This window comes from Heyndrickxia sp. FW510-T9, assembly GCF_058781025.1.
This window is the reverse complement of the sequence record NZ_JBYSWK010000016.1, coordinates 60,628-78,898: the sequence shown is the minus strand read 5'-3', so window position 1 is coordinate 78,898 and position 18,271 is coordinate 60,628. Positions and strand designations below refer to the sequence as shown.

The 18,271-nt window shown below is 36.6% G+C and carries 20 protein-coding genes; 15 read left to right on the top strand and 5 right to left on the bottom strand.

The window, feature by feature from the left end; translation table 11 throughout:
• Nucleotides 1-726 precede the first annotated feature (726 nt).
• The 5 genes from AC3WJF_RS10750 (at nt 727) to AC3WJF_RS10730 (ending at nt 3,601) form a co-directional block, all read left to right on the top strand.
• Complete coding sequence (locus AC3WJF_RS10750) at nt 727-1,125, top strand: VOC family protein (RefSeq protein WP_492451961.1); 399 nt, start codon at nt 727-729, stop codon at nt 1,123-1,125.
• Nucleotides 1,126-1,127: 2 nt separating this feature from the next.
• Nucleotides 1,128-1,733: a molybdenum cofactor guanylyltransferase gene (gene mobA, locus AC3WJF_RS10745; RefSeq protein ID WP_492451959.1), complete on the top strand. Its 606-nt coding sequence runs from the start codon at nt 1,128-1,130 to the stop codon at nt 1,731-1,733.
• A gap of 135 nt (nt 1,734-1,868) precedes the next feature.
• Nucleotides 1,869-2,333: a molybdenum cofactor biosynthesis protein MoaE gene (locus tag AC3WJF_RS10740; RefSeq protein ID WP_492451957.1), complete on the top strand. Its 465-nt coding sequence runs from the start codon at nt 1,869-1,871 to the stop codon at nt 2,331-2,333.
• The gene (gene moaD / locus AC3WJF_RS10735; RefSeq protein ID WP_492451955.1) at nt 2,326-2,559 is read left to right on the top strand and encodes a molybdopterin converting factor subunit 1; all 234 of its coding nucleotides are present in this window, start codon (nt 2,326-2,328) and stop codon (nt 2,557-2,559) included. The genes AC3WJF_RS10740 and moaD overlap by 8 nt, the downstream gene beginning before the upstream one ends.
• Nucleotides 2,560-2,584: 25 nt before the next feature.
• The gene (locus AC3WJF_RS10730; RefSeq protein WP_492451953.1) at nt 2,585-3,601 is read left to right on the top strand and encodes a ThiF family adenylyltransferase; all 1,017 of its coding nucleotides are present in this window, start codon (nt 2,585-2,587) and stop codon (nt 3,599-3,601) included.
• A 32-nt stretch (nt 3,602-3,633) separates the two neighbouring features.
• Here the strand turns inward: AC3WJF_RS10730 and AC3WJF_RS10725 are convergent, their stop codons facing one another.
• Nucleotides 3,634-3,987 (bottom strand): YflT domain-containing protein, encoded by a 354-nt coding sequence (locus tag AC3WJF_RS10725; RefSeq protein WP_492451951.1) that lies wholly within the window; start codon nt 3,985-3,987, stop codon nt 3,634-3,636.
• A 194-nt stretch (nt 3,988-4,181) separates the two neighbouring features.
• Between AC3WJF_RS10725 and AC3WJF_RS10720 the strand changes: the two genes are divergently transcribed.
• A complete protein-coding gene (locus tag AC3WJF_RS10720) occupies nt 4,182-4,445 on the top strand; it encodes a YwdI family protein (RefSeq protein WP_492451949.1) in 264 nt (87 codons plus the stop codon).
• Nucleotides 4,446-4,643: 198 nt separating this feature from the next.
• Complete coding sequence (locus tag AC3WJF_RS10715) at nt 4,644-5,015, top strand: DUF423 domain-containing protein (protein ID WP_492451947.1); 372 nt, start codon at nt 4,644-4,646, stop codon at nt 5,013-5,015.
• 45 nt (nt 5,016-5,060) lie between these two features.
• On the opposite strand, the gene gerQ is transcribed toward AC3WJF_RS10715, so the two are convergent.
• Together gerQ and hemQ are read right to left on the bottom strand one after the other, a co-directional pair.
• Nucleotides 5,061-5,489, bottom strand: a complete 429-nt coding sequence (gene gerQ, locus AC3WJF_RS10710; RefSeq protein ID WP_492451945.1) for a spore coat protein GerQ — start codon at nt 5,487-5,489, stop codon at nt 5,061-5,063.
• A 326-nt stretch (nt 5,490-5,815) separates the two neighbouring features.
• Nucleotides 5,816-6,571 (bottom strand): hydrogen peroxide-dependent heme synthase, encoded by a 756-nt coding sequence (gene hemQ / locus AC3WJF_RS10705; RefSeq protein ID WP_492451943.1) that lies wholly within the window; start codon nt 6,569-6,571, stop codon nt 5,816-5,818.
• 212 nt (nt 6,572-6,783) lie between these two features.
• Between hemQ and pta the strand changes: the two genes are divergently transcribed.
• From pta to AC3WJF_RS10685, 4 genes are all read left to right on the top strand, one after another.
• Nucleotides 6,784-7,755, top strand: a complete 972-nt coding sequence (pta, locus tag AC3WJF_RS10700) for a phosphate acetyltransferase (protein ID WP_492451941.1) — start codon at nt 6,784-6,786, stop codon at nt 7,753-7,755.
• A 210-nt stretch (nt 7,756-7,965) separates the two neighbouring features.
• Nucleotides 7,966-8,808, top strand: coding sequence for an octanoyl-[GcvH]:protein N-octanoyltransferase (lipL, locus tag AC3WJF_RS10695; RefSeq protein WP_492451971.1), 843 nt, complete (start codon nt 7,966-7,968; stop codon nt 8,806-8,808).
• Nucleotides 8,809-9,204: 396 nt separating this feature from the next.
• Complete coding sequence (locus AC3WJF_RS10690) at nt 9,205-10,953, top strand: ABC transporter ATP-binding protein (protein WP_492451939.1); 1,749 nt, start codon at nt 9,205-9,207, stop codon at nt 10,951-10,953.
• A complete protein-coding gene (locus tag AC3WJF_RS10685) occupies nt 10,950-12,959 on the top strand; it encodes an ABC transporter ATP-binding protein (protein ID WP_492451937.1) in 2,010 nt (669 codons plus the stop codon). The genes AC3WJF_RS10690 and AC3WJF_RS10685 overlap by 4 nt, the downstream gene beginning before the upstream one ends.
• 187 nt (nt 12,960-13,146) lie before the next feature.
• Here AC3WJF_RS10685 and AC3WJF_RS10680 read toward each other — a convergent pair whose 3' ends face one another.
• The gene (locus AC3WJF_RS10680) at nt 13,147-13,881 is read right to left on the bottom strand and encodes an RsfA family transcriptional regulator (protein WP_492451935.1); all 735 of its coding nucleotides are present in this window, start codon (nt 13,879-13,881) and stop codon (nt 13,147-13,149) included.
• Between the two features lie 188 nt (nt 13,882-14,069).
• Between AC3WJF_RS10680 and AC3WJF_RS10675 the strand changes: the two genes are divergently transcribed.
• Both AC3WJF_RS10675 and AC3WJF_RS10670 read left to right on the top strand, forming a co-directional pair.
• Nucleotides 14,070-15,374, top strand: a complete 1,305-nt coding sequence (locus AC3WJF_RS10675) for an HD domain-containing protein (protein ID WP_492451934.1) — start codon at nt 14,070-14,072, stop codon at nt 15,372-15,374.
• 25 nt (nt 15,375-15,399) lie between these two features.
• Entirely contained in the window at nt 15,400-15,909 is a 510-nt protein-coding gene (locus AC3WJF_RS10670) for a YwgA family protein (RefSeq protein WP_492451932.1), read from the top strand.
• A 248-nt stretch (nt 15,910-16,157) separates the two neighbouring features.
• Here AC3WJF_RS10670 and thmT read toward each other — a convergent pair whose 3' ends face one another.
• Nucleotides 16,158-16,343 (bottom strand): 2-hydroxymuconate tautomerase, encoded by a 186-nt coding sequence (thmT, locus tag AC3WJF_RS10665; RefSeq protein ID WP_492451930.1) that lies wholly within the window; start codon nt 16,341-16,343, stop codon nt 16,158-16,160.
• Between the two features lie 154 nt (nt 16,344-16,497).
• On the opposite strand from thmT, the gene AC3WJF_RS10660 reads away from it, so the two are divergent.
• Together AC3WJF_RS10660 and AC3WJF_RS10655 are read left to right on the top strand one after the other, a co-directional pair.
• Complete coding sequence (locus AC3WJF_RS10660; protein WP_492451928.1) at nt 16,498-17,160, top strand: site-2 protease family protein; 663 nt, start codon at nt 16,498-16,500, stop codon at nt 17,158-17,160.
• A 263-nt stretch (nt 17,161-17,423) separates the two neighbouring features.
• Complete coding sequence (locus tag AC3WJF_RS10655; RefSeq protein WP_492451926.1) at nt 17,424-17,936, top strand: YwhD family protein; 513 nt, start codon at nt 17,424-17,426, stop codon at nt 17,934-17,936.
• The last annotated feature ends 335 nt before the right edge of the window (nt 17,937-18,271 follow it).

Here is an 18,271-nt window from a genome sequence, read left to right as displayed (position 1 = left end):
ATCTCCGCTTATTTTCCTTTTGCTGGTTACTTGTTTAAGGACATCATATCTTATTTAAAAATAAGTGAAGTTTTTAGCAATGAAGTTCTTTGGCAAAAATTGATTTGTCTTTGCGTTAGTTGAACAACTGGTCATTTGATTATAAAAAACGCAGAGGATGCTAAAACCTCTGCGTTTTTCTGTGTAATTCAATTATCTAAAAAGTATGCGATTTAGCTTGATATTGACTTTGTGAATTCAGTTTTTCTACTTCACAACCGAACTACTTAGTATGGTGCTAAGCTATTTTTAGTTATAGATTAGTGTTGAAATCGGAATGCCCATCATGAAGGATGAAATTGTACGCAGAGAAATGCCCATGACAGTAAAGTGGGAACAATAGAAGAAGTATTGTGCCCAAAATCAGGTCGGAATCAGTAACCCGGTCACAATAGTAAAGGAATCGTTCCCAAAAACAAGCCCTAGAAGGAGAAGCGGGAACAATAGTAGAAGTATTGTTCCCGAAAACAAGACCGAAAAAGAGAAGTAGGAACAATAGAAAAAGTATTGTGCCCGAAAACAATACATGTAGTAGAAATAGGGTAACAATACCGACTGAAGCACAAATAAAATGTCGATTTCTACAAAATCACCAACTTGAAACTCGGAAAAGTTAAATGAAAGGAAGGGACTATTCTCCGCAATATAGAAATAAGTAATAGTTAATTAAAAAAGGAGAAATAAAATATGCTGCATCATATCGAAATATATGTATCTGATCTCAATGAAACAATAAAATTTTGGGATTGGTTTTTAACAAAATTAGATTACCAGGTCTATCAAAAGTGGGACAAGGGGATTAGTTGGAAGGATGAATCCACATATATAGTATTTGTTCAAGCTGATGAAAAGTATTTGGATATCCCTTATCATCGCTGTAGAGTAGGGTTGAATCATTTAGCGTTTTGGGCAAAATCAAGACAACAGGTCGATGACATCACTTTGGAGCTTAAAGAGAGGGGAATACAGATTCTTTACTCAGATCGGCACCCATTTGCTGGCGGACCATCCCACTATGCCTTGTATTTTGAGGATCCGGATCGTATTAAGGTGGAATTGGTTGCTCCGGCGGAAGGGAAAAAATAAATATGAAGACAGTTATTTTGGCTGGTGGAAAATCGAGCAGAATGGGAAAGAATAAAGCATTACTTTCTTTAGGTGGGAAAAGCATCATTAAAAGAATTGTAGAGAAATTTACTCCTATTTCAGAAGAGATGTTCATCATTTCGAATGAACCTGAAATTTATCAATTTCTCGAGATTCCTATTTTTTCAGATGTGAAGGAATTTAAAGGTGATGGTCCTTTGGCAGGTATTTATACAGGAATAGATGCAACTGATGAAGATTTTTGTTTATTTATCGCCTGTGACATGCCTTTCGCTTCACCGAAAATAGGAGAATTTTTAATAGGAGAGTTAAAGAATAGCAGGGTGGATGCTGTTATTCCTTCACACGAAGGAAGAGTTCATCCTCTATTTGGAGCTTACCATAAAAGAATTCAACCGGTTATAAAAGAAAATCTCTTAAAGGGAAAGAGAAAAATGTCACATCTTATAAATGAAGTGAATGCTAAAATAGTAGAAAAAAACGATATTCCAGAAGATTTAAGGTACGAGTGGGAATATTGCTTATGGAACATGAATACTATGGAGGACTATCAGAAAGCATTGGAACTGTATAAAAAACATTCATAAGCAATTGCTTGTTGGCTAAGGATGTTAATGTTAGCCAATTTACTTTTTCTGCGCTATTATTCCATACGTCATAAAGGCTTATACTAACAATTAATTTTTTATACAGAAAACGAAGCAAGTCATAGAGGTGACAAGATGAATTACGAAATTACAAAGGCTCCTATAAATATAGAAAATGTGGTACAAAAGGTTGTACAAAGAGAAGCTGGGGCTATCACTACTTTTATTGGGACAGTTCGTGAGCTTACATATGGTAGGCGTACATTGTATCTAGAGTATGAAGCATATGAATCGATGGCGCTTAAAAAACTTGAGCAAATTGGAAATGAAATCACTGAAAAATGGCCGGGTACGAAGACTGCGATTACGCATCGTATCGGCAGATTAGAGATTACGGACATAGCGGTGGTAATTGCTGTCTCCACTCCCCATCGTGCCGAAAGCTATGAAGCAAATCGATATGCAATTGAACGAATAAAGGAAATGGTCCCTATCTGGAAAAAAGAACATTGGGAAGATGGGGAAGAGTGGGTTGGTAACCAATTAGGGACAAAGAATTTTGCGAACGGAGAGCCAGGGAAGGAGGAACTCCATGATTAAAGTATTACTATTTGCACAGCTACGTGATCAAGCCGGAAAGTCAGAAATACATATTGATATAGAAGGTAAATCCGTAAATGAATTAAAAAGTGTTTTAAAGGAAACCTATTCTTTCGATGAAATAGATAGCGTAATGGTTGCCATTAATGAAGAATTCGTAATCGACAAAGAAATTATCCGTTACGGGGATGTCATCGCATTAATCCCACCTGTTAGTGGGGGCTGAAAATATCGTGAAGGGAAGAACTTCAATGGACAGATATTCACGGCAAACATTGTTTTCGCCAATCGGAGAGAATGGACAGAGAAAAATAAGGGGAAAGCATGTTTTAATTGTTGGGATGGGTGCATTAGGATCTACTATTGCGGAAATATTGGCAAGAGCAGGTGTTGGAAAACTAACTATCATTGACCGAGATTATGTGGAAGAGAGTAATTTACAGCGTCAGCTATTATACACTGAAAATGATGCGTTAGACCGAATGCCAAAAGCTGAAGCGGCAAAAAGGAGACTTATAGAGGTTAATAGAGATGTTGATGTACGTTCCATCGTAGGAGAAGCAGATGTGGCTTTAATAGAAAATTTAACTTCAGATATTGACCTCATTATGGATGGAACCGACAATTTTGACACACGATTTATCCTAAATGATATCTCTCATAAATTTCATATCCCTTGGATCTTTGGTTCTTGTGTTGGTAGCTTTGGATCAACTTTTACCATAATTCCTGGAAGGACTCCGTGTTTACAATGTTTGTTGAGGAAACTCCCTATGCAAGGGCAAACTTGCGACACGGTTGGCATTATTGCCCCGACGGTTCAAATGGTTACGGCTTATCAAACAGCTGAAGCATTAAAAATCCTGACTGAAAAATTTGAGGCATTAAGTAATACCTATATAACCTTCGATTTGTGGCATAATCAAACCCTATCCATTAAAGCAGATGCATCCAAAAATCCCGATTGCTTTACATGTGGAGACAACAGAAACTTTCCATATCTAAATCATGAAACTACCACAAAATCAGCAGTATTATGTGGAAGAAATACCGTTCAAATTAGGCCAGCACGATCTACAGATATTTCGGTAGAAGTACTAGCAGCACAATGGAAAAAGGCTGGGTATGAAGTTAGCTGGAATCCTTATCTCGTGTCAGTAAATAAAGATAACCATCGTATGGTTCTGTTTAAAGATGGGAGAGCATTAATTCACGGTACAAGCGATGTGGCGATAGCAAGGAAGATTTATCACTCTTTAATAGGATAATAGAAAGAGGTCCTTTAAAAGGACCTCTTTGTTTAAAGAATTGTATAGGGAGGTTCATCTAGGTGATATTGTGAAGCAATGACAACCAGTTTTCCTTCATCTAGAACTTCCTCATACTTTTCCGCCTCCATCTTACTAAGACCAAGGGACTGCATTTTGGAACGAAGTTCGTCTCCACGTTTTTTGAACACATTTCCAATAGAATCTAAGATTCCTTGTTCCTCTATTCCTATGCTTCCTGTTTCAGTAGCATCTGTTAAATCCTTTGAACGGCCTTTCTCATGTGTGAAAATATATACATCTTCCCTTAGGAATCCTTGGTTTTGCAATTCACTCACTAGATTGGATGCGGAAAGTCCGTTTTCAGCAACTTTTACAGTATACATAAAATCTCCTCCTTGGTGAGGTGCTTGTCACCTCGAATTATTATGTATATAACCGTTTTCCATCATTGATAAACATATAAGTTTTGGAATGGTTTAGATAATTCGACAAGTTTCACGTGAAACATGTCGAATTTAGTGAGTGAATACGGATTGTGTTAATATGAAAATAATATAAAGGTAAGGAGCTAATAAAGGTGACAATCACAAATCAATCTCTTCTAAAAAAAATAGAAGATGAAGTTATGAAAGCAAAACAAATTAATGATACGAATATGCAAAAGCAGTATGTGTATACGATTAAGACATTATGCGAGCTAATTTTAGAGCAGGAATCGACAAGTACAATAGTACAAACTCAGACTATAAGTCAACCTTCCAGTACATCCTTAACATATGAAAAATCACAGCCATTAAAAACAGAAGATGGGTCAAATGGAGATTCTATTTTTGATTTTTAAGTAAGTTTTTCTTAAAATGATGGAGAGTGAATCGATAAGTAGAAAAGCGAAAACGCCTGTTCATCGACGTACAAACTGTTGAAATTGAAGTGCAAATTTCACTCCGAGGAACGAGTCGATGCCCGCTTATCGCAGGGAGGAGACAGGAAGTTTGCTAGTCGATAGGCTGTGAGCTAGACAAAATAAAGGAGTGTTTTTATGAAAGTCTTTGTAATAATTGGAGCTATTAATGCCTTTTTAGCGGTTGCATTAGGTGCGTTCGGAGCACACGGATTGGAAGGGAAAATTCCGGAGAAATATTTAGAGGTTTGGAAAACAGGTGTAACGTATCAAATGTTTCATGCACTTGGATTAATTGCAGTTGGAATCATATCACGCTATATCCACTCTTCCTCTCTTATGTCTTGGTCAGGCTGGCTGATGTTTATTGGAATTATATTATTTTCCGGAAGTTTATACATATTAAGTGTTACAAGAATAAGCATAATAGGAGCCATTACACCTTTTGGTGGTGTAGCATTTCTCGTCTCATGGGTATTGTTAACCATCGCAGCAGCAAAATATTTGTAAGAAAGAAACAACCCATTCACTTGAAAGGGTTGTTTCTTTTAATAGCTATCTCGATGGATATGTTGCCATTTGTGGAGAAGCGCCGAAAGGATACTCATACTCAACTTCTTCTGTGAACGTTATATAATCTACATACACCATTGGAATAAGGTTACGTTCACCTGTTTGCGGATCACTGATAATTACATGATCTCGGCCGGCAGCTTCGATAATTCCCGTAAATTGCTTTTCTCTTTTATTCTCGAATGTGGCATAAAGATGAATTAATTTTCCTTTGTTCAAACGTAAAATATTTTCGATGTAGGATTGTTCTGAAGGCAACATTCCCGGCACATTAGGTCCTTGCGCTGTGGGGCTGCTGGCAGTCAAAGGCGGCGTCCCATATTGTGGCATGTTTCCTCCATAATAGGGTGGTTGTGATGTTTGCCGATAAGGATAACCATATGCATTTGGATTGACATAGGAATTTGACAAAGTTCTCCCTCCTTGATACTTCCTGAAAATTTCTTTTAAGCATAAGTAACAATCTTTTTAGCAGCGAGTGGAAAATAAATGTACAGGATAAAAATTATTTGAAGCAAGTACTCTTTACAAGAAACACCTTTCCAGCGGTTCTCTGTCAGTTAGAACACTTCTTTTTAAAGGGGCAATACTGGAATGAATGGTGAAAGGTTATATTTGATATTTTCACTATTTCATATTTATGTGAGTCAATATGAGGATATGCAAAGAAATTTTGAGAGGATTATTTACTCTTCAAAAAAATATCCCCCTAAAATGTTATTTTAGGGGGATATTAATTAATTCACATGCAAAAACTTCGCAATTTTATCTTCTTCTAACAGATTTCCAACAAAGAAGGAACCGAATTCTCCGTACCGTGCACTTACTTCATCAAAGCGCATTTCATAGACAAGCTTTTTGAATTGAAGAACATCATCGGAAAATAAGGTTACACCCCATTCATAATCATCAAAACCGACAGAACCAGTTATAATTTGCTTCACTTTTCCAGCATATTTACGACCAATCATTCCGTGACTGCGCATCATTTCACGACGTTCATCCATGGAAAGCATATACCAGTTATCATTTCCATCACGACGCTTGTCCATTGGATAGAAGCAAATATACTTCGATTTTGGAAGCTCAGGATATAATCTTGATTTCACATAAGGATTTTCATATGGATCCTCATCAGGGTTTCCACCACCGACATAATTGCTTAATTCAACAACAGACACATAGGAATATGTCGGAATGGTATATTCCGCTATAGTAAGCTTATTAAACTCATTTTCCAGTTCATTTAATTCTTCCATTGTTGGACGAAGCATCCAAAGAATAAAATCAGCTTTTTGACCAACAATCGTATATAAAGCGTGACTTCCTTGCTTATCACTTTGCGTTTGGTTTAATTTATTTAAAAATTGTTGGAATTCATAAATAGCCGTTTGGCGTTGATCACTTGAAAGTGCCTTCCAAGCCGGCCAATTCATTGCTCTTAAATCGTGTAGGGAATACCAGCCATCTAATGTTTGAGCTGCTTCACTCATTTAAATCACCTCTAATTTTTTAATCTAAATTAACTATAGCATAGTTTTTCCATTCATAAAAAATCCAACACGTAAATGTTAAAAATCGGTCAATAAAAGGAAACACTATATTCACAAAATATAAACATTTGCACTTAAAAGTAAAACCATTCATTCTTCTTAAAAAAGTTTGTTATAGTTTGGGTAGGATAAGATGTAAAGGAGGAATCAACATGACTGATTTATTCTCAGCACTTAAAGATAAAGTTTCCAATAGAGATTTGAAAATTGTTTTTCCGGAGGGGTTGGATGATCGGATACTATCTGCCGTAAGTCGTCTTTCCTCAGAAAAAATCTTAACACCAATCTTAATAGGGAATAAAAGTGAAATTGAAGCAAAAGCAAAAGAGCTTCAATTAGAAATAGATGGGGCGGTCATTTATGAACCCTCCCAATATGAAGGATTTTCTGCAATGGTAGCTTCCTTTGTGGAGAGAAGAAATGGTAAAACAACAAAAGAAGAAGCGCAAAAAGTTCTCTTAGACGAAAACTACTTTGGAACAATGCTTGTTTACATGAATCATGCGGATGGGTTAGTGAGCGGTGCGGCACATTCAACGGCGGATACTGTTCGACCTGCCTTGCAAATTATTAAAACAAAGCAAGGTGTTAAAAAAACATCCGGAGTTTTTATTATGGTACGGGAAGAAGAAAAATACGTGTTTGCCGATTGTGCCATTAATATTGCACCAGATAGTCAAGATCTAGCAGAAATCGCTATCGAAAGTGCGAAAACAGCAGAGAAGTTTGAACTTGTGCCACGAGTAGCAATGTTAAGCTTTTCGACAAAGGGCTCTGCGGTGTCACCGGAAACAGAAAAGGTAACAGAAGCAGTTCAGATTGCGAAGGAACGTGCACCAGAGCTTGTATTGGACGGAGAATTTCAATTTGATGCAGCCTTTGTTCCTTCCGTTGCGAAGAAAAAAGCACCGGATTCTGAATTAAATGGGGATGCAAATGTATTTATATTTCCGAGTCTTGAAGCAGGAAATATTGGGTATAAAATTGCACAAAGACTAGGCAATTTTGAAGCAGTTGGCCCTATTTTACAAGGATTAAATGCACCGGTAAATGACCTGTCTCGTGGGTGTAATGATGAAGATGTGTATAAATTAGCTCTTATCACAGCCGCGCAGGCGTTGTAATATAGGTTATAGTTAATTAGAGAGGTTGTTTTCGTATAAATTATTGCTTTTCGTAATTTGTTTTAAATCCTAACTTAGACTTAGCTTCGGGGCATCTTTTCTTAAAAAGGATACCTATTCTTATGACGAATGAAGAAGTTTATAAGATTTTCTTTTACAAAAGCAACAAAGTTTAAGAAAAGAGCCATTAGAAAAGAGAGATGAGGAAAGCTGGAAACAAATCTATCATTATTAAAGCAAGATAAATGGAGAATTATTGATCAATCAAGCTTAGGCCCAATGTTCGATGCCTTGCAGTCCTTCGCTATGGATGATACCTTATGTACTTCTGTTGGGGCAGGTGTATCTCCTGCTGTTGCAAGGTCCTGGGTTCATCATCAAACCGTTGTGTTAGGAATACAAGATTCGAAGCTTCCTTTTTTAGAAGACGGTTTGTCCTATTTAAAAGAACAAGGGTTCCGGTTTATTGTCCGAAATTCAGGGGGATTAGCAGTTGTTCTAGATAGTGGAGTGTTAAATCTATCACTCATATTCCCTGATACGGAAAAAGGAATTGATATAAATCGCGGTTATGATGCAATGTGGGGATTGATTAATCAGATGTTCTCAGATTTTGATGCAGTAATAGAAGCAAGAGAGATTGAAGGGTCTTATTGCCCTGGTAGCTATGATTTAAGTATAAACGGGAAAAAGTTTGCAGGGATTTCGCAACGAAGAATCCGAAAAGGTGTAGCGGTCCAAATTTATTTATGTGTGTCCGGCAGCGGGCAGGATCGAGCGAAGCTTATTCAGCAATTTTATAACTTGGCTAAAAAGGATCAAGAAACTAAATTCACTTATCCAACAATTCATCCAGAAGTAATGGCATCCCTATCAGAATTGCTTCATAGGGAGTTATCTATACAAGATGTCATGCTTCGATTTTTAAATGTATTAAAGCAGATGAGTAAAAGCATTTATGTTGAGGAGTTATCTGGTCAAGAATTAGATTGGTATGAAATAAATAATCAGCGTATTTTAGAAAGAAATGAAAAAATAGTGATGAGCTTGTAAATCAAGGCAGTTTGCCTTGATTTTTTCTTTTGTACTTTTTGATAAATTTATTCAATTAGGAATTGACATATAATTTTGAGGATGATATTCTAACTAAGAATTTAAATTTACCAAAAAAAGCAAAGGAGGTTACCTACGATGAAAGTAAATGTGTTTTTAAACAAAGATATAAGCAAGAACAACTTCATAGTTCACGTAACCTGTCCTTTTGCGATTTCGCTTGCTTAATTAATATCCATTTATGAATCAAGAACAGGATACGTCTCGTTTCCTGTGCTTTTTTTGTGGGCAGCTGCCACTAGCGCAGTCTGTCCTTTTTTATTTGTCCGGAAATTAGGACAATTTGCAATTATTCTTTCTATCTATGTTTCGACAAAATGAAAGGGGGGATCACCTATGATTTGGAAATTAAGGTGGTTTTTTAAGGAAAATTGGAAACGTTATTTAGTAGCAGTTCTATTTTTAATTATTGTTGGGGTTTTGGATGTAATACCGCCTAGATTAGTTGGGTTGGCAATTGATGATATTCAGATTGGCAGTTTAACATGGTCTGGTGTTTATCGATATTTATTATATTTAATTGTAATTGGGGTAATCTCTTACGGTATTACGTATGTATGGATGTATCAATTATTTGGCGGTGCCTTTGTCCTTGAACGAAAGCTTCGTTCCCGTCTTATGGGGCATTTCTTTAAGATGACACCGGCTTTTTATGAACGAAATCGTACTGGTGACCTTATGGCGAGGGCAACAAATGATCTTAAAGCGATTTCCGTAACAGCGGGATTTGGTATTTTAACTCTTACAGATTCAACTATATTTATGGCTACTATCTTGCTAACAATGGGTATTTTTGTGAGTTGGAAATTAACCATCGCAGCTATTTTGCCATTTCCGATTATGGCAGTTTTAATCACGATCTACGGAAAGAAAATCCATGAGCGTTTTATTAAGGCCCAGGATTCCTTCGGAGATTTAAATGATCGTGTGCTGGAATCTGTATCAGGTGTGCGTGTTATACGTGCTTATGTACAGGAAAGAGCAGATGAAAAGCTCTTCAGCGACATGACGGAAGACGTATATAAAAAGAATATGGAAGTAGTGAAGATTGATTCTATATTTGATCCGACCATCAAAATATTAACAGGGATTAGTTACCTGATTGGATTAGGTTACGGTGCTTACCTTGTTTTTCACCAACAAATCACGTTGGGAGATTTAGTTTCCTTTAATGTGTACTTAGGTATGATGATTTGGCCAATGTTTGCCATTGGGGAATTAATGAACTTAATGAAACGCGGAAGTGCTTCCCTTGATCGGGTAGAGGAAACATTAAATCAGAAGGAGGATGTCTTAAATCCGGAGGTGCCTTCTTTAATAGATACACCGGAAAACATCCAGTTCAAGCAATATACATTTCAATATCCATCGTCTAGTACTCCAAACCTAACCAATTTGCAATTGTCATTTGCAAGAGGTCAGACATTAGGGATTGTTGGAAAAACAGGCAGTGGAAAAACGACGTTTGTGAAGCAGCTTTTACGTGAGTATAAAGAAGGTACTGGTGACTTTTCGATTTCTAATGTTGATATTGCGAAGCAAACGAAAGAACAGGTTCGTAATTGGATTGGTTATGTGCCGCAAGATCATGTTCTATTCTCCAGATCGATAAAAGAAAATATTTTGTTTGGACATCCGGACGGAAATGATGAGGATATTGAGAAAGCGATTGATCTTGCTTCCTTCCGTAAAGATTTAGAACTGTTGCCGGAAGGATTGCAAACACTTGTAGGGGAAAAAGGCGTGTCATTATCAGGTGGCCAAAAGCAGCGGATATCTATTGCCCGTGCCTTAATCAAAAACCCGGAGATTCTTATCTTGGATGATTCCTTATCAGCTGTTGATGCAAAAACAGAAACAAGAATTATTGAAAATATCCAGGGTGAACGAAGCGGAAAAACAACAATTATTACGACGCATCGATTATCAGCCGTTGAGCATGCTGATTGGATAATTGTTCTCGATGATGGTGCCATTACAGAAGAAGGGACCCACGAGCAATTAATCGGGCAGGAAGGCTGGTATCGTGAACAATTTTTAAGACAGCAAATGGAAGAATCGAAGGAAGAGGAGGTGGTATCATGAAAGCGGGAAAGCAACTATTTCAATACGCACTAGCGTTTAAAAAGATTATTATAGTCGCATTAATTATGCTCGGTTTATCAGTCGGTGCAGAATTAACAGGACCTTTTATCGCAAAAAAAATGATCGACTCCCATATTTTAGGGATCGAATCGTCATGGTTTGAGGCTAAAAAAGGTAAGGATGCTGTTCCATTTGAAGGCCATTACTATAAGCGCAGTGCCTATTTTGCAAAGAATGAAGCAAAAGGGAAGGAAGTCAGGATTATTCAAATAGGTAAGGATTTTTACTTTATTCATGAATCGATCCCATTCGATGGAAAAAGAACGTATCATAATGGAATGGTGACGATTAAAAAAGGAGATCAATCCAAAACCTTTCAAGCTGAGAAAATAAAGGCGAATCAGCTGCTCCAATTTTATCAGCCGGAAATTCCGAGAATGATGAAACTCGTACTCTTTTATTTTAGTTTATTGCTAGGAGCTTCTGTATTTCAATATGGCCAGCATTTTTACTTGCAAAAGGCATCAAACCGGATTATTCAAAAAATGCGCAATGATATTTTTCAACATATTCAAAGATTGCCGATTCGTTATTTTGATAATTTGCCTGCTGGTAAAGTTGTCTCCAGAATTACGAATGATACCGAGGCGATTCGTGACCTTTATGTCGCTGTATTAGCAAACTTTTTTACAAGTACGATTTATATCACAGGGATTTTTATTTCCTTGTTTATATTAAATGCAAAACTTGCAGCTATATGTTTACTTCTAATCCCAATTTTATATGTATGGATGATCGTTTATCGAAAATACGCTTCGAAATATAACCAAGTGATTCGGACAAAAATTAGTGAAATTAACGCTTCTATAAATGAATCGATACAAGGGATGAATATTATTCAAGCATTCAGACGTGAGGACCAAATGAAGGAAGAGTTTGAACAACTGAATAATACCCATTTTAAATATCAAAATAAGCAGCTTAATTTAAATGCATTAACTTCTCATAATTTAGTAGGGATTTTAAGAACAATCACATTTGTAGCGTTTATTTGGTATTTCGGTGGAGGTTCCGTCGGTGTAGGTTCATTCGTTTCTTTAGGTGTATTGTATGCCTGTGTTGATTATATCAACCGACTTTTCCAGCCTGTTACGGGGATCGTAAATCAGTTCGCTAACTTAGAACAAGCACGTGTAGCAGGGGAAAGAGTGTTTGAATTATTAGCGGAAACAGGAACTCCGGTTAATGATACCAAGATGGATCGTTATCAAGGAAATGTTACCTTTGATAAAGTTACCTTTGGATATAAAGAAAATCATGATGTGTTGAAAGACATTTCTTTTGATGCCAAAATGGGCGAAACCATTGCATTGGTCGGTCATACTGGTTCAGGGAAAAGCTCGATTATGAATCTTTTATTCCGTTTCTATGATTGTGTGAATGGTTCCATTAAAATTGATGGGAAAAATATTAACGAGATTCCCGTTCAGGCAGTAAGGGAGCATATGGCAATTGTGCTTCAGGATCCTTATCTATTTACGGGAACCATCGCTTCGAATGTTAGTTTAAATGACCCCAGGATTACTCGAGAAATGGTAGAAAAGGCATTAAAGGATGTTGGGGCAGATAAGGTACTGAAAAACTTAGAAAAAGGTATTGATGAACCGGTGGTTGAAAAGGGAAGCACCCTTTCATCTGGTCAACGGCAATTAATCTCTTTCGCTAGAGCACTAGCTTTCAATCCAGCTATCTTAATTTTAGATGAAGCTACGTCCAATATAGATACGGAGACTGAATCTATTATTCAAGATGCGATGGAAGTGCTGAAAAAAGGAAGAACGACCTTTATTATTGCACATCGACTATCAACTATCCGCAATGCTGATCAAATTTTGGTTTTAGATAAAGGTAGAATCGTTGAAAAAGGAAATCATGATGAATTGCTGGCTCTTGGGGGCAAGTATTATCAGATGTATCAACTGCAGCAGATTAAGAGTGCGGGGTAAGTGGACGGATAGAAAGCTCTCGAAGTTACGAACAGCCCGAAAATTTAGTTAAACCGCCCGAAGTTGGGGATGAACGGACCGAAAATAAAGAAAAACGGCCCGAAATGGACCACAAATAGCCTGATTTAGGACTATAGACCTACCAAATTCAAAAGAACCCTGTTCCGATGATGGAACAGGGTTCTTCCTATTCAGCCAACTTCTCCAAATTACCGTTTCGGTCCATTTTAAAAGTAGAAGTAGCTGGCTCATCTTCATCAAATAACACAAGTTTTCTGGCACGATTCATAATTTTCATCAATGTTTCGTAATCTTCCTGCATGGTAACAGAATTTTGCTCAAGCCCATTAATTCGTTTTTGCAGCTCTTCATTTTTGCGTCTAACATCAGAAAGCTCATGCTTTAATCTTGCATTCTCACTTTTTAACATAGTTGATTGAAATTGCGTATTATTTAAGTATTGTAAATATCCAATTACTTTTGATAAACTCATTTCTTCATTGCTTTTATTGATGACAGGCACAGGTAAAGAAGGCATATTAGTTGTTACAACTGGTGTTAACTCTTCTGCAAGTTCCTCCTGCTCCAATACAATTGTTTGTAATGGCATTTCTATTTCCTCTACATCTTCAAGTGTAGGAGTAGGCGGTTGATAGAGTAGTTTTTTCTTGCCGCCTTGGTCTTTACCTAATAGTCGCTGTCTTTGTTTTCTTTGTTTTTTTGCTAGTTGAAGAGCTTGTTCATAATTATGCCGAACAACCGCATTCCAACGAAAACCGCAAGCGGCGGATGTTCTATTTAAGCTATCTCCAACCTCTTCAAAAGCATTTAATTGAGTGCTGCCTTCCCGAACGTGGCGCAAAACGGTTTCTGCTAAAACTAAATCATTTTCATCTGTCCAAGCATCTTGGCGAGATTTCATTATTCTCAACTCCCATTGAAAAATTTAACTTTCCTTGTTAATCAAAGCATGGACAAATTCAATTAGTTTTATACCAATATTGTAAAAAAGATGATAGTTTCGCAACTTTTCAAAGCATAAATCCAAATCTTTCATTATGAAAAGAAACTCGCTATAATATAACCATGATAGACATGGAGGGTTATTAAGTGGAATATTCCAAACGAAAACTAAACGAGGAAAAAGTATTTAAAGACCCTGTTCATCGATATGTTCATGTCAGTGATCAAGTTATTTGGGATTTAATTGGAACGAAGGAATTCCAGCGATTACGGAGAATTCGCCAATTAGGAACAACTTACTTTACTTTTCACGGTGCAGAACATAGCCGTTTTAATCACTCCTTGGGTGTTTATGAAATTGTCCGAAGAATCATCGATGATGTATTTGATGGCCGCCCTGAGTGGAATGGTGAGGAACGATTGCTTTCATTATGTGCTGCATTGTTACATGACCTAGGGCATGGACCGTTTTCTCACTCATTTGAAAAGGTATTTACACTAGACCATGAGGAGTTTACACAACAAATTATTGTTGGAAATACCGAGGTCAACGCTGTTTTACGAAAAGTATGTCCCGATTTTCCAAAAAAAGTTGCTGAGGTCATTGCAAAAACATACGAAAATAAGCTAGTTGTAAGTTTGATCTCAAGCCAATTAGATGCAGACCGAATGGATTATTTACTCCGTGATGCCTATTTTACTGGTGTAAGCTATGGTAATTTCGATATGGAAAGGCTTCTGCGCGTAATGAGACCACGTGAAGATCAAGTGGTATTTAAATACAGCGGGATGCATGCGGTCGAGGACTACATCATGAGCCGCTACCAAATGTATTGGCAAATATATTTCCATCCTGTAACGAGAAGCTCAGAGGTTATCCTTACGAAAATTTTACATCGTGCAAAATCACTACATGAAGATTTTTACTCATTTAAACATCATCCCATTCATTTTTATTCCCTTTTTGAGGATGAAATGACATTAGAAGACTATTTAAAATTAGATGAATCTGTCATATTATATTATTTTCAGATGTGGCAAGAGGAAGACGATCCGATATTAAAAGATTTGTGTAAAAGGTTTATGAACCGGAATCTATTTAAATATGTCGAGTTCGACCCGGCGAAACAGTTCAAAGTACATAGTAAGTTAGAGAAATTATTCGCAAGTGCCGGTATCGACCCTAATTATTATTTAGTGGTGGATTCATCATCCGATCTACCTTATGATTTTTATCGTCCTGGCGAGGAAGAGGAGCGCCTACCAATTCATTTATTGATGCCGAATGGTGAGCTTCGTGAATTGTCCAGGGAATCCGATATTGTCGATGCAATTTCTGGTAAGCGTCGTACCGACCATAAATTATACTATCCAAAAGATTTTATTTACGATGATACGAATCATATTGAAGTAAAGCAAGAAATTCGTTCTATTTTAGAGGGATTGAAATAGTATTTGATGCAGGAGATGAAGTACTTTGTTAAAGGATCATGTAAGAATAATGAGTGCACTTTCAGCTTCAGGTGAGATTGTTGGCCGTAAAAAACTGCAAAAAATGATTTACATAGCCAAAAAGTTGTTATTTCCCTTCCAGGAAAAGTTCCAGTTTCATTTCTATGGCCCTTATTCGGAAGAATTAACATTAAGAATAGAAGAACTATATAACTTAGGTTTTATTGGCGAGGTAAAAGAAAAAAAGGGCGGATATTATCAGTACAGGTATACGATTACAGAAAATGGGCAGGAATTTCTTCATTTATATGAAACCGAAATGCCTTACTTAAAAGAATGTTTAACGAACATGAACGAACAAAATTCTCGCTATCTGGAGCTTGTTTCTACTGTTTTATACTTTGATAATTTACCAAAAGAAGAGGTAATCGAAAAGATTAATAAAGTAAAAGCAAAGCAGCGTTATACGGAAGAAGAAATAGACCAAGCATATGAATATATCGAAGAGCTTAAAAAAACAGCCAAGCCTAATTAAGGGGGACTTGGCTATTTTTATAGAAAGTGAGTTTTGTGAATATTTGCTAATAAAGGCACTTTTCATAAACTTTTTTTCTTTTGTAAGACAAAAATCTTATAAATATTCCGATTGGGTTAACAAAAAAACTTATTAAGAAAAGATGCCCTGGAGTAAAGCCAACTGTATGTTTTTTAGCCATTTATGAAACGCAGTTATCAATACGAAAACAGCTTTACTAAAAATCTGTTGCTGTGAATATGTAGTAATTATTGGTCGCTATAGCGTTTTCCGCCAACGGCATAATGGTTCTTGGACATTTCTTCAATAAAAACAACGATATTTTCTTTAGGGGCATTTACTGTTTCACTAACAGCTTGCGTTACCTTTTCAACTAATGCCTTTTTTTGTTCTTCTGTGCGTCCTTCTAACATCTTTACGGTTATATATGGCATAATGAATAGCTCCTTTCTTATATAAGAAAAGTGTATGTTTTTTGCAAAACGAAAGCAAGCAGATTATAGTAAGATAAAGGTATTTCAGTTTAAAGTATTGAATACTAAAGAATAAGAGGGAATAGACTGATTAAAAACTAAAGGGGACCCGAGTGTGAACTTTCTAAATAATATCTTTGCGTATTCCATTCAAGAGATTCCGTTTGTTGTTATTACACTACTTATTGCATTTACCGTGCATGAATTTGCTCATGCCTTTACAGCATATAAATTTGGTGATCCGACAGCGCAGAAGCAAGGTCGATTATCATTAAACCCGATTCATCATCTTGATCCGTTTGGGACCATCCTTATCCTTATCGCAGGATTCGGTTGGGCACGTCCTGTACCTGTGAATCGGAATTATTTTAAGAACCCGAGGGCTGCTGGTGTATTAGTGTCCATTATGGGGCCATTAAGCAATTTGGTGATGGCATTTATTGGGTACGGATTATGGTATTTTTTCGCAACAAGAAATGCTGGACTAGGCGGTCCTGCTTTTGTCATGGATTTTTTAAGTTACTTTATTAGAATAAATTTAATGCTAATGGTATTTAATTTAATTCCCTTGCCGCCATTGGATGGATACCGCATTATTGAAGACCTTGTCAGTCCATCCATAAGAGCAAAACTAACGCAGTATGAACAATATAGTATTATTCTTTTTCTTATCATCTTAGTAACGCCGCTAGATAGGTATACTATTACACCATTAATAACCAATGTTTCGCATTTTTTCATTGTACAGTTTAATGCGATTTTTTCAATGTTTTTATAGTGTATTAAATCAAAAGCGGACACAGAGTCCGTTATCTGTGACAAAAAGGGTATTTTCAAGGGTTAAGTGGACACATGTTCCGTTATTAGGCCAAATGACACCTATTTTTCCATGATTTTTATGAAATAGCGGAACCTCTGTCCGGAAACATAAGAAATTAGCCCGTATTTTCACAAATAACGGAACCAGTGTCCGTAAACGTACAAAGACTTTACACAAAGCATGATTCAATACAGCTTTATACATAGAAGGAGGCTTTTACAATGGAACCGGGAAAAAAGAAACTTGAATTTAACATCGTAAAAAAAGATCCAAGAGATGACCATAAAGGTTTTGGGATGGGCGCTCTCAGCTTAGATAACGTTTCTCCCGTTATTATTGATATTGAAGAAGGCGATGCCGTTGTTGATATTGGAGCGATGCATGGAAAAAGTGCAGTAGAGAAGCGAGTCAAGTTCTTACCAAACCGAGAGGAAGTCCCGCCAGGAGCAAAATCGTATTGGTTAGTTTGGGTAACTATGGAACGTAAAGACGATGGCCTATATTATGCAGGGGTAACAGCATGTGAAATGACGGTTAATAAGGAAGCGAGACGCGGATATAAATCATTGCCTGAACATGTGAATCGCTTAGATAAATCATTGAAACGGCAAATTATCGTGGATCATATGGATGCCAAATCCAAAATGGTGTTGGCCGATTTCCTCAAAAATCATGATGAGAACATGTGGAATCGATCAAGCGAAAATCTGAAAAAGGAATTAGAGACTGAGTAAAATTATTTTAAAATAAAGGTTCTTTTCTAAACCTTGTTCATTTTAAAGTAAAATCCGCGGTAAACTTTTCATTGGCAATAAAATGGAATTATTTTAAGAAAAGATACCTCGAAGCTAAACTATGTATAAAATTTATTAACAAAAGACGAAATGCAACAATTAATAAAAATTGCTTACAATAATTAACGAAAATGTGAACAAAGTTTGACAGTTGGATAAACCTAAATAAGTCGACTTGCTGATTTCAAAAAATACCAGTAAACTAAAAACTATGGTTTGCACATACAAATCTAGGACATAAAAAAACTCGGGCCGCACACCCGAGTTTTTTTTAT